The sequence below is a fragment of the Vicinamibacteria bacterium genome (assembly GCA_035620555.1).
In the GTDB taxonomy this organism is placed as follows: Bacteria; Acidobacteriota; Vicinamibacteria; order Marinacidobacterales; family SMYC01; genus DASPGQ01.
Genome location: DASPGQ010000062.1, coordinates 1 through 16,698, shown reverse-complemented (window position 1 = coordinate 16,698; position 16,698 = coordinate 1). Strand labels below are relative to the sequence as shown.

At 63.4% G+C, this 16,698-nt stretch carries 7 protein-coding genes; 5 read left to right on the top strand and 2 right to left on the bottom strand.

Translation table 11 applies throughout. The features are described from left to right. Positions 1–156: 156 nt before the first annotated feature. The 4 genes from VEK15_02380 (at position 157) to VEK15_02365 (ending at position 9,413) form a co-directional block, all read left to right on the top strand. The gene (locus VEK15_02380) at positions 157–3,459 is read left to right on the top strand and encodes a fused MFS/spermidine synthase (GenBank protein ID HXV59513.1); all 3,303 of its coding nucleotides are present in this window, start codon (positions 157–159) and stop codon (positions 3,457–3,459) included. Further along, a complete protein-coding gene (locus VEK15_02375) occupies positions 3,456–5,414 on the top strand; it encodes a sulfatase-like hydrolase/transferase (protein ID HXV59512.1) in 1,959 nt (652 codons plus the stop codon). The genes VEK15_02380 and VEK15_02375 overlap by 4 nt, the downstream gene beginning before the upstream one ends. After that, a complete protein-coding gene (locus VEK15_02370) occupies positions 5,411–7,657 on the top strand; it encodes a sulfatase-like hydrolase/transferase (protein ID HXV59511.1) in 2,247 nt (748 codons plus the stop codon). The genes VEK15_02375 and VEK15_02370 overlap by 4 nt, the downstream gene beginning before the upstream one ends. A gap of 196 nt (positions 7,658–7,853) precedes the next feature. After that, positions 7,854–9,413 carry an FAD-dependent monooxygenase gene (locus tag VEK15_02365; GenBank protein HXV59510.1) on the top strand — a complete coding sequence of 520 codons (1,560 nt, stop codon included), beginning with the start codon at positions 7,854–7,856 and terminating at the stop codon, positions 9,411–9,413. Here the strand turns inward: VEK15_02365 and VEK15_02360 are convergent. After that, the gene (locus VEK15_02360) at positions 9,410–12,673 is read right to left on the bottom strand and encodes an amidohydrolase family protein (GenBank protein ID HXV59509.1); all 3,264 of its coding nucleotides are present in this window, start codon (positions 12,671–12,673) and stop codon (positions 9,410–9,412) included. The two genes, VEK15_02365 and VEK15_02360, sit on opposite strands and share 4 nt — an antisense overlap. A gap of 181 nt (positions 12,674–12,854) precedes the next feature. Further along, positions 12,855–15,488, bottom strand: a complete 2,634-nt coding sequence (locus VEK15_02355; GenBank protein HXV59508.1) for a hypothetical protein — start codon at positions 15,486–15,488, stop codon at positions 12,855–12,857. Between the two features lie 369 nt (positions 15,489–15,857). On the opposite strand from VEK15_02355, the gene VEK15_02350 reads away from it, so the two are divergent. Next, positions 15,858–16,698 (top strand): amidase family protein (locus tag VEK15_02350; GenBank protein ID HXV59507.1); only part of this gene is annotated, 841 nt, incomplete at its 3' end.

Genomic DNA, 16,698 nt, shown 5'->3' with positions numbered 1-16,698 from the left:
GAAGCGCAATGTAGACGCCCATGACAGATCCGGGTAAGCCTGCCAGGATCGCATTCCGAGATCAATCCCGACGCGTCGCCCGCCGTCAGCCCGGGCTGACCGGGCCCATCCCGACGTGGTATAGTTTGAGTAACCATTCCGTCTCCATCCTTGTCGGTGCGCGATTCAAATCCGAGTGTTCGGCTCCTCGCCCTGTTTTTCGTTGGCTCGGGGTTCAGCGCCCTCGCTTATCAGGTCGTTCTGAGCCGCTACGCCCAGCTCATCGTTGGTGCCACCGCCTACGCGATCAGCGCCCTCCTGGTCGCCTTCATGCTCGGCATGTCGCTCGGTGCCGCGTTCGGGGGTCGATGGGCCGATCGGACCGAGCACCCGCTTCGCGTCTACGCCGTGGCCGAGGGAGCCATTGGCCTGTATTGCCTTTGCTTTCCCGTTTTCTTTCCCTACCTGACCGAGCTGTACCTCGCGCTGATGCCCGCCATCGGAGAAGGCTCGTTTGCCGCGCGAAACGCCGTGCGCTTCACTCTGGGGGTGAGCGCCTTCCTCGTTCCTACGTTCTTCATGGGCATTACCACGCCGGCATTCGCCCGCGCGGTGGCCTCCGCTCGAGAGGACTCCGGGACCTGGCTCGCCCGGCTCTACGGATGGAACACGCTGGGGGCATCGCTCGGCGCCCTCACCACGGCGTACCTGCTCGTCCCCAATCTCGGCCTCGTCGGAAGCATGGTTCTCGCCACCGTCATCAATTTCTCCATCGCCGTGGCGGCGTTTCGACGCTCGAAGCCCGTCCCCCGACCCGGTCCTCCGGAGACCGTGAGCGTGAACGAGCGAAACGTGGAGTCGGCGACGCTTCGGCGAACCTCCCGACCCCTTCGGGTTGCCCCGTTCGTCGCCGTTCTCATCGCGCTCGGTCTCATCGACGTCTTCTGGGAACGAATCGACCTGGTGGGATGGACACTCGCCCTCTTCTATCGCCACGGACCCCGGATCGCCATAACACTCGTGGCGGCGCTCGTTGCCGTCCTCGCGGCGCGCCATCGCGGCCATATTTCGATTCGGGTGCTGCTTTTCGCGGCTTTTGCCAGCGGCTTTCTATCCTTCGCTCTCGAGATCGTCTGGACGCATCTACTTGCCATTCTCCTCGGAAATTCGGTGTACGCATTCGGTCTCATGCTTGGCTCGCTCCTGCTGGGGCTCGCCATCGGATCCTTGCTCGCGCGACGACTCGCGTCCCGTGAACGACGGGCCGCCAACTGGATCGGGCTCTCGCTCGCGGTGGCCGGTGTCTCGGTCCTGCTGACTCTCGAGCTTTGGGACGAAATCCCGGCGCTCTTTCTCGCGTTCGCTCGGGCGTCACCGAGCTTCGCCTTGATGGAGGGCGTTCGGTTCGCCGTTGCCCTCGGGTTGATGCTTCTGCCGACGGCCGCGTTCGGCATCACCTTTCCGCTGACACTTCACTGTGCTTCTGCCGGGCGGTCGCACTTTGGAGCGCGCGTGGGACAGGTTTACGCCATCAACACCGTCGGGGCGGTGCTCGGAGCTGTCTCGGGTCCCTATGTCCTTCTTCCGGCACTGGGCAGTCTCTCGTCGCTCGAGCTTCTCGGCTCTCTGCTGCTCGTCACCGGGGGACTCGCAATCTCGGCGATCGCGGATTTTTCGTGGCGGCGTCTGGCCGCGGCCGTCTCGGTCAGCGCGCTCCTCTGGGCGCCGGCGCTTCCGGTGAGCTGGGATTTCAACGCGTTGAACATGGCGGCGGCGGTCTATCTCGGTGATTCCGCGAGCGCGGCGGGCCGAATTCTGTACCTGCGTGAAGACGCGACCGGCGGTCTCACCAGCGTGGTCGAAGAGCGAGGAGTTCGCACGCTCTTGACCAACGGAAAGTTCCAGGGCGACAACGCGGAGGAGATTCCCATCCAGCACCGTGCCGCCAACATCCCCACTTTGTTCACCGCGGGACGCGAGCGCGCCTTCGCCATCGGGCTCGGTACCGGCGTCACTCTCGCGGCGCTCGCCGCCCACGGATTCGAGGAGGTCGTTTGCGCCGAGCTCAGCGGACCCATCGTCGAGGGGGCCCGCCGCTACTTCAGCGACGTGAACGGGAACATTCTCGATCGAGCCAACTTGAGGCTCGTGCCCGAGGACGGGCGGAGCGTTCTGTTCGAGAGCTTCGATCGGTACGACGTGATCACCGTCGAAGTGTCGAGCATCTGGTTCGCGGGCGTCGGTGCGATCTACAGTCGAGAGTTCTACGAGCACGCCAAGGCCCGGCTTCGGAGAAACGGGGTCCTCCTCCAGTGGTTTCCCATCCATCATCTTTCTGCGAGAAACCTGTTCCTCGTCGTGAACACCGTCCAAGCGGTGTTTCCTCACGTGAGCCTGTGGAACCATCGACACCAGGCTTTCGTCGTGGCGAGCAACGAGCCTCTCGAAGTCGATCTGGATTCCATACGAGCCGACCAGGCTCGACTCGAGATGAAGCCTTATCTCCGCGAGCTGCCGTCCGGCTCGCCCCTGGAGCTCCTGAGCGATCTCGTAGTCAAAGCCGAGGATATGGATCGGTTCTTGGACTCGATGTCCGTCCTTCTGAGGACGCGCAGAAGTATCGTTTCTACCGACACCTGGCCCACGCTCGAGTACGAAACGCCGAAGGACATCCTGGAGAACTTCTCCTACTTTCAGAACCGGGAGACGTTCCGGCGATTCCGAAGCACGGAGCCACCGGCATTCCGAGGCGCCCCCAACGAGAGCGAGAGCCGGCTCGCTTCGGCAGCTTTCGTGAAGGGCTGGCGGGACCCGCGTGCGCTCGCGCGGCTGGCCCGGCTGTGGCAGGACGAGCCCGAGCTGTCCGAAGCGGCGAGCCTCTGGCTCTACGACGAGCTCACCGGCGAGGATGCCTTCGGTACGAGCTTCAGAAGCGACCCGGTCGAGGAGCTCAGAGCGGCGCTTCCCGCTCTCGACTCCATGATCGCGGGAGCGCGTACGGGGCATTCCTGCGAGCCGATTCCCCGTTTCCTGTCCCGGCTGAGCCGCGTGCCGTTGCTCATCGAGGGCCATACGGGAGAGAACCTCGACGGAACCGGGCCCGCGGACGCGATCGATAGCATCTTCGACCCTCGGCTCGGCAACGGCTGGCGCGTGCGACCCGACGGCCGGCCGGTTCGACTCGATCTGAGACTCGACCGGCCGACCGCTCTCGAGGCGATCCATCTCGTTGTGAGACCTTTGGACGGCTCGGTGGTGCGAGCTCGGGTGTTGGGGCGAGATCCGAGCGGAGCCTGGCTACCCCTCGCGAGCGGGAGCCAGATGGACGAAGTTCTCTGCGAGGCGCGTCGTAGCCTGCGTTTGAATGCTTTCGTGCCCGACCTCGACGGGATCCGCATCGAGCTCGAGGGGGAGGGCAACTCGTTCCGCGTCGCTCTACACGAGATCTGGGTCGAAGCCCGGCGAGGCGGGGAATCATGAGAGCCCTCGTTTGCGCCGCCTCGGGAGCGAGTCTTTCCGTCACGCTCTGGCTTACGGATCTCGTCGGACTGTCGGATCACGCCTTCGCCGGTGTCTCGGACGAGCAGGCCGCCGCGAGCGTCCTCGCCGTGACCGAGAAAGCGGTTTTCGCGCTCGAGCTGAAGCTCCTCGCGACCCACGTCCTTGTCGGTGCGCTCTGTGGCAGCCTCGTTTACCCCTTGGTGGCGAACGCATCTCGCTCGAGGCAGTCGTTGTGCTCGGGGGCCTTCACTCTCGCAGTGGCCGTTCTGGCTCTGTTTGGCATGATGGGAACCTATCCCCAGCTATTCGCCGACCGGTTCTGGCTTTCCGGCGGGCCGTGGGCCGGCATGCAATGGATCGCAACCCATACGGTCGGACCGAGGATCGTGGATGCCTTGCTTCTTCTCCTGCTCGCGGCCGCGATCCTGAACGCCTCGCGCACTCTCATCATCCGGAAGCGATTCCTCGTGCCGCTCGCGGCGGGATCCCTCTTCGCCTTTGTGGGTGGACCTTTGCATCGTTCGAACGGCGACCGGACGAACGTTCTCATCCTGGCGACGGATTCCCTCCGGTCCGACCGGATCGAGGACCTGAGCGTCATGCCCTTCACCGCCACTCTCCTCGACCAGGGCACTCTTTTCCGACACGCGGTTACACCGATCGCGAGGACTTATCCGGCCTGGGTGTCGGCGCTCACGGGAACCGAGCCCCGTGCCAACGGGGTTCGACACATGTTTCCTACGCTCGAGAATCGCCGAGATGTCGGTCCAACGCTCTTCACCGAGCTTCGCGATCGCGGTTACTTCACCTTTGCCGCTTCCGACTTCGCCGGAGACATCTTCCCCGGTTTCCAGGGTGGCTTCGAGCTGACGGATACGCCGCACCTGACCGTGGATACGCTCGCGCAATCGACGGTTCTCACTGAGCACACCTGGTCTCTACCGCTCCTCCGTTTGCGAGTCGGGCGACGATGGTTTCCGTACTGGCGGAACGTTCCGTCGCTGGCCGACCCCGACTGGGTCGCGGAGGACGTGCTCGACCATATCGCCGGAGCCGGCGGTCGGGCTTTCGCGGGTCTGGTCTTCTTCTCGACGGCCCACTTCCCCTATGTCGCGCCCTTTCCCGATTATCGCCGCCACAGCGAGAACTACCGAGGTCGCTACCTCTATCACGTGCCCCCTTATCAACCCGAGAAAGAGCCCGACGACGACGATATCCGCCAGATCCGCGCTCGTTACGATGCCGCCCTCACGGCGGTCGACGGAGCCATGGAGCGGCTGCTGGATCGAGTCGGTCCCGAGACGCTCGTCATCATCACCGGCGATCACGGCGAGGATCTCTACGAGGAGCCGGGAATCGCCGGCCACGGAGACACGATTCGCAGCCTTCGTTCCCAGTCGGTTCCCATCTTCTTGATGGGTCCGAACGTTCCGAGAAAGACTCGGACGAGCCGGCAGGTGCGTCTCTACGATCTTCCCGCGACGGTGCTCGCTTTGATCGACCCGGCCCGCGGCACGGGCTTCGGTCACGGAGTCTCCCTCTTCGAAAACGACGTTCCCCGACCCGTCTGCGTCGAGACGGGTATCTGGTTCTGGCCTGGCCGACCCCTGGGTCTCCAGGGAAAGCGCCTCGACTACCCCGGAATCTCGGAGCTTCTCGAGCTGGAACCCCAAACCCGGGAGCTGGTGTTGCGCGACGAAATCGAGGGCCTGGTCGAATCGGCCAAGGAGAGGGGGCTGGTGCTCGGTGACCGGCTTCACCGAGAGCAGCTCACGCCGAAGGGAATCGAGAAAGAGACGTTGAACCTGCCCGGGGTCGATCCCACGGATCGCGAAACGGACCTGGTGCAGGCGTTCGAACAACGATGTGTCGAAGGCGACGACAACCTTCATCGGCGCTACGGGGCCATCGTCTTCGAAAGAAACGCGCGATGAGTCCCATTCTCCTGCTCGCCGTCGCGGCCTCGTGCAGTCAACTGATCGACCTGCCCGAGCCCGAAGTATCCTTTGAGGCCAGGGCCTTAGCCCCACTGCGTACAACCCATCATCTGCTCCAGCGGTTCTCCGAAGGAGAAGGCAAGCTGGTAGCGGCGAAGGCCGCGAGTCCGCTCGAGCTCGAGGAGGGGCTGTCGCTTCACTCCCTTCCGTGGTACGTCGATCCCGATCGGCTGGAGCACGTGAAGCTCCTGGCCTGGGGAGAGGGGACGCGACGAAACGACGAGAATTTTGCCGCGATCGTGCTTCGCTCGGGAGAGTCGTGGTGTACGGCACTCGACGGACCGACACCCGAGGGGGCCCGCCTTCGCTTCGAGGCGTTCTCCATCGAGCGAGATCGCCCCGGCGTAGTGAGGGTGGGCGCTCACTCGCAAACGGCATCTTATCCGGAGAGCCTCAGCGCCGATCGTCAATCGGAGCTCGAGCTCGAAGGAGATCGGGTTTGTTTCGAGGCGAGCGGAGGGGCCGTCGCCATCGGTGAGCCGCGCATTCTCGTGCCGGAGGGCGGTGACGACCGGCGCCCGCGGTGGCTGATCCTGACGATTGTCGACGCGCTGCGCGGGAGCGTCCTTCGCGACGACGAGGGGAAACTGCCGGCGATGCGCCGCCTGAGCGACGAAGGGGTCCACTACGTGAATGCCACCTCGCCCGGTTGCCATACTCGAGCTTCGGTACTGCCGATTCTCACCGGCAGGGATCTGATGCGGGTCGACCCCTTGAAGCGACGGCAATCGATGCCGGTCGAATCACCGCTCGAGACGACCTACGCGCGTTCGAATCTGTTCGTGACCCATCTCGCGGAGTCTGCCGGCTATCATTCCGTTTTCCTCGGCAACAACGCGTATCTTCGCCTCTTGCCCGCTTTCTCTCGTTACTCGAGCTGGGGAGATACGGGAAGCGGCACGATCGACACCATGGAGAAGCTTCCTCATCTTTTCCGCCGCTACGCCGACGAGCGAGTTCTGCTGGTCTTCTACGTGTCGACTCCCCACGCACAGTCCCAAACCCCGCGCCGGCTCTACGACGCCCTGGCGTGCGGCGGACGGGAAGGCCTGGCCGAGTGTCGGTGCGCCTACGATGCCCGCGTACGTCACGCGGACGAGGCCCTGGCGGCGCTCGAGCGGGGAATCAGGGAGCACGGACTCGAAGACCAGACGGTTCAAATCCTCACCGCCGATCACGGCGAGCTCTTCGGTGAGGGCATGAAGATCGAAGGCGAGGTTTTGACGTTCGCCGAGGGAATTCGGGGGGGGGCCTTTCGGCCCTTTGACCGCAACCACGGGAATGCTTGCCACTCCCTCGAGACCGACGTTCCGATCGTGGTGCACTCCAAAGATGTCCATGCCGACCGCCGCCGTGAACCCGTGTCCGGTCTCGACATCGTCCCGACCCTGATGAAACTGATGAAGGTCCCGATCGTGTCCAAGCTCGATGGCTCCGTGCTTCCTGCGTTCGCAACGGGAACACCGCCTCCGGAGCGTCCTCTGGTCTCGTACGGGTTCTGCTCGGACTCTCGCAAAGAGGCCGATCGTCAGCTCATCTGGTGGGTCGAGGGATGTCGCCTGCGTGAGGTGGATGGCAGGGCCCCGGTCTCCCGGCAGGCCGAGCTCTGGGTGAACGGCGAGTTGTCGACTGGCGCGGCCGGGGAGCTCGAGGCGATGATGAGACGGCACGAGTCGTGGCTCGTGGAGCGGCTACCGGCGGAGAGCTTCGTCTTCGGGCTCGCCAATCTTCCCGAAGCCGAAGTCGAGGTGAGCGTCGAAGCGGCCCGGATCGTCGACTATGGACCGGCGGCCACGGTCAGCGGCCTCGAGAAGATCGAAAGTGCGGAGCTGTCGGGCGACGGATCTCGCTTGACGGTGCGGTTTCGCGGCTACCGGGGTCTCTTCCAGGTCTCGACCAACCCGCCGCGCGCGCCGGTCCGCATTCACGTGAGAGGTCGAGAGGGCGTCGTTGCCTTTGCTGGGCCTCATCAGCTTCCTCTCCAAATCGCTGAGAGCGCCATCGACCCGGCCCGTGACTCCTGGCTCCTCGCGTCGGAAACGATCCCGGTGCTGCGCCCGACGACCGTACCGGCGCTTCGCTTCTGGTGGCAGACTCATCGGAGCGCAAACGCCGCCGAGACGGCGACGGCCTTGTCGGACTTCGACCGCGTGCTCCGCGAATGGGGCTACGTCCGGTAGCCTGAGGTTCTCGACCTGCGGAGGCGGAGTAGAACGGAAGGGACTCAACCTCGCGTTCGAAGAATCCTGGACGATTTCTTGCGGCTTGTGACACCCGGCCGACGTGCCCTGGTTTGTCACCACCGTCCGGATTTAGAATGCCTAATCGGTCGGACGGCGAGCTATTACGAAACGGGACTCAGGACCGAGATAACTCATGAAAATCAACATCCTCGGCGGCGGGCCCGCCGGACTCTTCTTGTCCATCCTGATGAAGGAAGCCAGTCCCAGCGATGAAATCACCGTCATGGAGCGCGATGGTCCCAACGATACGTTCGGCTGGGGAATCGTCTTCTCCGCCGAGACCTTCGATTTCCTCGAGGACGTCCAACCCGCCGTTCTTTCCGACATCAAGTCCGCCAGCGAGACCTGGGACAACGTGGTCGTGGGCTTCGGGGACGAGACGATTCTCGTTTCTGGGAACCGGTTCTCGGGAATCGCGCGCCTGACGTTCTTGAACATACTTCACCATCACTGCCGCCGGCTGGGAGTGGAGCTGAAATTTCACACGAACGTCACGACTCCCGAGCGGATCGCGGAGCTTGCCGACTGTGACCTTCTCGTCGGCGCCGACGGTGCCAATAGCCTCGTCCGTCAGACCTACTCAGAGTTCTTCTGCCCCTCGGTGGACTTGCGCCAGAACCGGTACATCTGGCTGGGAACGAACAAGGTCTTCGATGGACTGAACATGCTCTTCCGGGAGAACGAGGCGGGCTTGTTCATCGCCCATGCGTACCGATTCAGCAAGACGACGAGCACCTTCATCGTGGAGTGTTCTCCCGAGACCTGGTCGAGGGCGGGATTCTCCACCATGTCGGACGACGAGACCTGTGCCTACCTGGCGGCCGTTTGGCGGAAAGAGCTCGATGGGCAGCCGCTCCTTTCCAACAATTTCGTCCGGTGGCTCAATTTTCCGCTGATCCAGAACAAGCGGTGGAGCCACAAGAACATCGTCCTCCTCGGCGACGCCCTCCACACCGCGCATTTTTCCATCGGTTCCGGAACCAAGCTGGCCCTCGAGGACGCCGTCGCTTTCGCCCCCTTATTTCGAGAGCATCGGCGAGTCGAAGACGCCCTTTCTCACTTCCAGCGGGTTCGACAACCCGTGGTCGAGAAGTTCCAGGCGGCAGCGTACAACAGCTTGACCTGGCTCGAGAACGTGGAAGCTGAAATGGCGCTGCCGGCGGTCCCGTTCGCTTACCGGCTCATGACTCGAAGTCAGCGGGTGAGCTACCGACGAATCCAGCAGGGCGATCCCGGGTTCGTTCGAAGCTACGACCGCTGGCGGGACGAGCAGCCCCCCGTGGGCGCGATCCCGGCCGGGTTCATGGATCTGTTTCAAAAAAAGTCCATCGGGCATCTGGCGAGCCTGATGGCCGACGGCAAGCCGCACGTGACATCCGTCTGGGTCGACTACGATGGCGAGTATCTCCTGATCAACTCCGTCAAGGGACGGCAGAAAGACCTCAACATGGAGAAGCGCCGTCACGTGGCAGTCGAGATCAACGACCCTGATAACGTCAACCGGTTTCTCGCAGTCCGCGGGGAGGTTGTGGACGTCATCGAGCGAGGGGCCGGCGAGCACCTCGACAAGCTAGCGCTCCGCTATCTCAACCGCGACACCTACCCTCAGAGCATGCGCTATCCGGGTGAAGTCCGCCGCATCTACAAGATCCGGTTAGACCACGTGTTCGTCTGGGATCCCTTCGGCAGTTAGAGCTCACCGCCTGGCCGAGTCGGGTGAGTGGGCGCTTCGTCCCACCACCACAGAGGGTCGAGCTTCTTCGGTGTCGGCCAGATTCGGTCGAGGGTTGCGCCTTCGAAGAGCTCTCCGTTCTTCATGACCAGGCGAACGCTGTTCGAGTTGCGGATGTCTTCGAGTGGACTCTTGTCGAGCACAACGAGATCGGCGAGCTTGCCCGGCTCGATGCTTCCGATGTCGTCGGCGAGCCCGATGATCTCGGCGCCGTGCAGCGTCGCCGCCCTGAGAGTTTCGAGAGGGGAGAGCCCTCCGCTCGAGAGCGACCAGAGCTCCCAGTGATACCCGAGACCCTGGAGTTGCCCGTGGCTTCCCACTCCAACCCGACCCCCGGCGCGGATGATCTTCGCCGCCGACTCCGCAATTCTCGGGAAGATGTGTTCTTCCTTTCGAAACCAGGGCCGCCTCTGGGTGTGGTCGTCGATCAGGTTGTGGGGAAGAAATCGATGGAGCTTCTCGTCACCGTGCACGTCGAGAGACGTGTAGTAGTAGTTCTCCGCCCAGGGACCCCCGTATGCCACGAGGAGCGTGGGCGTATAGCCGATTCCGGCCTGGGCAAAGAGCTCGACGACGTCCTTGTACAGAGGCACGATGGGAAGGCTGTGCTCGTTGCCGCTGAACCCGTCGAGCGCGTGGGTGATGTCGAGCTTGAGATCGAGGGCCCCTTCGGTAGTAGGCATCATCTCCAGCTCTTTCGCCGCCTGGACAACGAGCTGGCGCTGGCGCCGGTTCCCCACGATGTAGGACTTGAGGTTCCGCGTTCGGTAGTAATCTCGGTAGCGGCTGAGAACGCTCCGAGCTTGCTCGAGCTTCTCGAAACGGTTGTCGGAGAAGATTCCGGGCCCGGTCGAGTAGGCCCTCGGTCCGAGAATAACGCCAGCGTCCACGAGATCTTGATAGGCGAACATGTCGTTGGTCCCTGTCTGGACGTCGAGGCCGGCCGTGACCCCGTAGGCAAGGTTGGCGAGAAAACTCCAGTTCTGAACGTCGAGAACGCCCCGACGAATCTCGAACCAGTGCGCATGGGTGTCGACGAAGCCGGGAACGATGGTCGCTCCGCTGACGTCGACGACCTGCGCCCCTTCAGGCGGATCGCGGCGAGGACCAACGGAGACGATGCGGTTTTCCGAGACGACGATGTCGGCGTTCTCGAGCACCTCATCCTCCCGCATGGTGATCACGCGGGCGCCGCGAAGGACCACGGTCCCGCTGGGCGCCGATCGTTCCCGCTCGATGACGACGTCTATCCTCTCGACACGAGCCTCCGCCTCGGCGGGGACGAAGGGAGCCTCCTCCTCGGCGGGCGTGAAGCTCACGCTCTCGAGAGGCCGGGTGAAAAAGCTGGAGCCGATGGCCCAGGTGATCGTCTTCCCATCATCGGCCCACGCGAAGTAGTCGGCGCCCACGTCGGTCAGCTTTCTCTCGGGAACGTTAGGCTTCGTGATATCGACCGCCAGGGCCTCGCCACCTACCTGAGTGACGGCGACGAGATGTAGCTGGTTGCCGACATCCACCAGCGCCCATCGTCCGTCGGGGCTCATGCGGGCGTCGTCGGCTCCGACGGGCTCCTCGGCGAAGTAGATACCGGGACCGGTAACTTTGAGGTGCTCACGACGATCGGTCCCGTCGAAACGAATCGAAATCAGCCCGTGCTCACCGGAGGTGAAGGGGTTCGTGGAAAGGTAGAGAAAGACGCGGTCGGGATCGTGGGTGAAATGCGGCTTTCCCAGTCCGCGGGCGGGAAGTATGAGACTCGTCTCGCCGCCGGTCGAGGGCAGCCACACCAGATCCATCCCCGGTGGTGTATCGAAGTCCACCGGGCGCGAAAAGCGGTCGTAGGCGCTCGCCCGAAGGGCGACGATTCGGTCTCCCCCCGGTGAGAAGACGGGATCGGAGTAGAACGCCGGCGACGTCGTGAGCCTCTGGGGAGGGCCTCCGTCGGCGCTAACTCTCCATATGTGCCCTTCTCCGCCGGACCAGGTCACATAGGCGATCGTCGAGCCGTCTGGGGCCCACGCGGGTTGAAAAGCGAGTGCGCTCTCTTCCGAGATGGCTCGCGGCGTTCCCGAGGGAAGCTCCATGACGTAAACGCGCGTGAGAGAGGAAAATGCGAGCCGCGATCCATCAGGGGAAAGTGACGGGTCCTGAATCAGCCGGGCCCGCAGGGGGCCCTCTTCGACGCGACGAGGGAAATGGAGCCGCGGCCCGAGGTCCTGGGCGACTTTGGCGGTGAAGGGAACGGGCGTCGAACGCCCCGTTCGAATGTCCACGCGATGGATGCGACCCCCGTAGCTGAGGACGAGAGCGGCGCCGTCGGGAGTAAACGCGTAGCCGGGGAGGAGATCCCGGGTGAAGGCCGACTCCTGGTCGTCGCGCTGAACCGGATAGATGAGCCAGCGGTCTTCACCGCCTTCGAGATCGCGAATCCTGAGCCCGGTCTCGCCGTCGAAGCGCGTTCCATAGACGAGCTTCTTGCCGTCGGGAGAGAGCACGGGCCTCACGCCGCTTCCCTGGGCCTGCGTCAGGATATCCTCGACCCCCGTGGACAGATCGCGCCGCGCGATTTGCCAGAGGGGGAACGTGGCGTTGTACTGAAAGCCTCCCTGCCTTCGGCCGTAATACAGGTAGCGACCGTCGGGAGAGGCGACCGCGCCCAGCGCGTTGTGCCTCTGGTTTCTCGGCGTCTTCGGCTCGGGTTTCGCCTTCGTGATCTGAACCCCCGCACCTCCCGCCAGGTGATACATCCAGAGCTCGTACGTCGCCTGTCCCCAGTTGGTGCGAGAAGCAATGACGTAGTTTCCGTCCGCCGACCAGCTCGGCGAGGCGAACTCGGCGTCCTCGTCTTGGGAGAGCTTCTTGGGCTCGGTCCCGTCCGATCTCATGATCCAGACGTTTTCCGCTCCGTCGCGATCCGAGAGAAAGGCAATTTTTTCACCGTCGGGAGAAAAGCGAGGCTGGCTGTCGAACGCGAGACCGCTCGTGAGTGGGCGTGCTTCACCGCCCGAGATGGGGACGAGATAGAGATCGCCCAGTATCTCGAGGACCAGCCGCTCTCCGTCGGGAGAGACGTCGAGGGAGAGCCACGTCGCCTCGTCGGTCACGAACTCGATATGGCGCGTGGGCTCGAGGGGGAGCTTCTTATCGCCTTCGTTTTTCTTGGTTTGAGCGAGGCCAGGAACCGAAAGAGTGAAGATCATGGCGGCAAGCGGGGACTTCATTCCGGTAGAAACCTCCAGCATTCGAGTGTCCCCTACGATATCCTGCCGGGCTTCCAACCACCAGGCTCACAGCTCGTCGGAGATCGAAGAAAGGGAGCCGAGGCGGCTCGATGCGAAGGAGTCCGATAACGAGTCGGTCCAGCGTGGCAGCCGTCGGTCGAACGTTACGACCATGCCACCGTCATGGCGGAGGGAAGTTCAACGTGCAGTTCGGATCCAGCTGAATCGAGATGCTCGCTCCCGATCCGACGGAAAAACCGTTCCGAAGAACGACGATGTTGCCCGCCCGAAGCAAAACCGACGCCGGCGCCAGGAGCGTGAAACTTGGGCCCGCGGTGATGGAATTGCAAGCCACGTAGTAGCGGTTGTCGTTCACCGTTCCGTTCGTTAGAACGAGATCAGGAAGAAGGTAGTCCACGCGAAGCAGGGGTGCTCCGTCAGGGTCGCCATCATAGGACGTAGCCACACGGGTTCCCGAACCGGTAACGATCAGCGCGAGGGCGTTTCCGTTCGACCAGCCGGAACGATTGACGATCTCCTGAACGATTGGGGAGATGTCCGGAGTGCGCTGCGCGACGGTGGTGCTTCCAATCGTCGTCCAGGTAGGTGGAGACCAGCCGACCTCCGCGCTGGTGCGGGGTCTCGTCGAAACGTTGCCGGTGGACGATGAAAAGGTCGGAGTATTGGAGGCGTTCACGCCTTCGATGAGGAGCGACGACGGTTCGGAGCCCGTCTCATCCGTCCGAAACTGGACGAATGCTCCCGCGATCTTGGCGCCGGGAGGAACGGCCAACCCCTGGAACCGGATTCCAACAGCGTCATCACCCTCTGCGCCCATATCGAGGTCGCTGCTGCCGAGCGTTACGTTCCCGCCAGGATTCTCCTCGGCGTCGTCCGAGCTCTGATCCACAGCCACTTGCGCCGCCAGGGTGATGCCCGTCCCGGTCACGGTAATTACCACGTCGTCGCTTGCCGTTAACTCGCCGTCGTCCGCCGTGAGCCGGAGGACGTAGGTTCCTGCAAGAAGGAACCGCACGCTCGTATCCGCGGCGGAGGGGTCGACGAACTGCACCACCCCGGGACCACTCTGCTGACTCCAGGACGTCGTCAGCGCGGGGGGGCCGGGTAGGCCATCATCGGCGACGATCGCGTCGAGGATCGCGTTGAACGGCAACGTGACCTGCTGGTTTGGACCGGCCCAGACGATGGGTGCTTCGTTGCGCGAGAACGGCGGAAAGGATAGCTCGTACACCTTCCCGTCGTTCTCCTGTGGATTCGTATCATTGTCGACTCCCCGATCGGCGATGTACAGGCTCGTCGCCAGCGAGTCCACACTGCCGGGCCCGAGGGCCAACCCGGCGGGCTTGCGCGCGTTCGCGGCCGAGATGTCGATGATCCTTAGCAGAGTCCCACCGGTGGTCACGTGCGCCACGGCGGTTGGCGGTCTGCCCACGACGTAGAGCGCGTCGTTGAGGAGATCGTACTCGATCCCCTCGGGATCGGTTACGCCGAAGATGGCCGTATCGAAGCTGGTTACCTGGTCGTCACCGGTGGGAGGAACTCCGTCGAAGATCCCGTTGGCGCCCGGAGCCACGCGGTACACCTCGCTGTTCACTCCATCCGCGATGAAGAGCGCGCCGGTAACCGAGTCGTAGGCGACGCCCTCGGGATCGGAACTCCCAAAAGGAGGAGTTCGAAAAGAAGTGACGCTATCATCTGCCGTTCCATAGAGCGTGTCTGTACCCGGGTTCAGCTCGTAAACTCTCGGCGACGTATCGTCGCTGAAATAGAGGTGGAGGTTATTGGGATTGAAGGCGAGCCCCGCCGGCTCGTCCGAGTAGGGAAGGGTAGTGAAAGTGTTGACGAGGTTTCCCTGGAGCGTAAAATCGAACGCGTTCGCGCCCTGGTAGATCGGCATCTCATCGACTTCCCCGTCGCTCATCAGGAGTCTTCCCGTCGAGCCGAGGTAGGCGATGCCGGAGGGGTCCGGGCTTGGCGGTGAGAAACCCGAGGTGTTGATCGTCCGCACCAGCGTGCCGAGGTCGTTCACGGGAGGAGGAGGTGGGAGCTCGACGAAAGACAGCTCGAGAACTGTATTTCCTCCTTTTCTCGTCAGGGCTCCGGAAAGGTACAGCGACATCTGCGATGGGTCGTCGGTCGAGTCGCCGCTCGGGGCAAATGCCAGACTTCGAGTCTCGATCACGCCGAGCGAAGAGAGGTCCCGATAAGCGAGAACCGCCCCGGTCGGTCCGATCTCGTACAGCCGCCGTTCGGCAGCATTGAATGAATGAAGATGCCCGTTCGCGGGGTCGAAGGCCAGCCCCTGCAGATCGCCGACACGGCCTCCCAGCCAGATTTCCGACACGAAGGCCGCCTCGAGGCTCCCATCCTCCGGAACGTCGAGATGTACGATACGGGGCCGGGTGCCGTCGAGTACATAGACATCCCCACTCTCCGGATCGACCGTGAGCCCTCTTGGGGTCTCCACGTTCAGAGCGCTGGCGTCGAAGCGTTGGATGGCGCCGGTGTCGAGCGAGCCGTCCGGGCGCATCGCCACACCGAGCCACTGCCGCCTGGTTCCGTTAAGAGCCAAGAGGCGATCTCCCCTGCGGTCGATCGCCGTGTTGAGAGGATCCAGGCCCTCGACGTCGATGTGTACCCGCTCCGGACCCGACGCGGCAGGCACGTCGAGCTCTCGCACGAGTCTCACGTAGCCGGAACGGCTCTGTGCTTCCACGGCACCGCGCGGTTGATGAACCAGGGCGCCAAAGATCAGAAGGGTCCCGCCGTAAAGGCGATATCGTCGCTGATTCATACGATTCCCCGTGACCTACCGATTTCGAGTGGGGAAAGCAGACCGCACCCGGCTAGACACACACCCTCCGTTGCCGGTTAGCTTTTCCATCCCAAGACGCCCCAAACCACGACGTCTTGCCTATCGGCGAGTATCGGTCACGGGGGGACCTGACACCGACAGCGCAAACAAACCCGAGTCTAAGGATCTCCCATTCGGAATGTACACGCTTTCTGCAAGACATGTCAACGCTTTCGAGGGTGTCGAGCGCGCAGCCGATTGCCTCGCGGGCAACAGGGAAGTACTCTCTCGAGGAAGTTCCGACCTGATCGCGGCGCCGAATCCCTCGCGACCGATGTTGGGATCACCCCGCTTCTGAGGAGCCAAGTCATGAATCTGATGAATAACTCTAACGACATCTCCCGCCGTGATTTTCTCCTTGGAAGCGCGGCTTTGGCGGCGGCGAGCGCCTGCCGGCGCCGTGACCTGAATCTCACCGAGCTCTCCGCGACCGAAGCCGTGAAGGCGATGCGGGAGGGAGAGCTTCGCGCCGAGGATTACGCTTCCGCCCTTCTCCAGCGGTGCGAGGCGGGTCAGCATCTCAACGCCTTCATCACGCTCGAGCCGGGGCACGTCCTCGAAGCGGCACGTGCGGCCGACCGCAAGCGTGATTCGGGAGCCGTGCTCGGACCGCTCCATGGCCTTCCGATTCCCATCAAGGACAGCGTGAACACGAAGGACTTTCCCACCACCGCGGGAACGTCAGCGCTCAGGAACTTTCGACCCAGAGAAGACGCCCCTATCGTTCGAACGCTCGTCGAGGCCGGTGCCATCGTGCTCGGAAAGACCAGCATTCACGAGCTCTCGTTCGGCTGGACGAGCAACAATCTCGCGTTCGGGGCAGTGCGCAATCCCTACGATACGACTCGAATCCCCGGAGGGAGCACCGGGGGAACCGCGGCGGCGGTCGCGGCACGCATGGCGCCTCTGGGCGTGGCGGAGGATACCGAAGGGTCGATTCGCGTGCCTGCCGCGCTGTGCGGGATCTGCGGCTTCCGCCCGACGACCGGCCGGTACCCGTCCCAAGGGGTCGTTCCCATCACCCCGCTCTTTGATCAGGTCGGGCCTCACGCCCGAACGGTGCGGGACTGCATCTTGTTCGACACGGTCGTCACCGGGGAGACCGCTCATCTGGAGGTGGCTAACTTGGCCGGAGCCCGCCTGGCGCTCG

Bases quoted from the DNA above. Each gene is read 5' to 3' on its own strand.
- VEK15_02355 (HXV59508.1), bottom strand. From the start codon at position 15,488: ATGAATCAGCGACGATATCGCCTTTACGGCGGGACCCTTCTGATCTTT.
- VEK15_02375 (HXV59512.1), top strand. From the start codon at position 3,456: ATGAGAGCCCTCGTTTGCGCCGCCTCGGGAGCGAGTCTTTCCGTCACG.
- VEK15_02360 (HXV59509.1), bottom strand. From the start codon at position 12,673: ATGAAGTCCCCGCTTGCCGCCATGATCTTCACTCTTTCGGTTCCTGGC.
- VEK15_02365 (HXV59510.1), top strand. From the start codon at position 7,854: ATGAAAATCAACATCCTCGGCGGCGGGCCCGCCGGACTCTTCTTGTCC.
- VEK15_02370 (HXV59511.1), top strand. From the start codon at position 5,411: ATGAGTCCCATTCTCCTGCTCGCCGTCGCGGCCTCGTGCAGTCAACTG.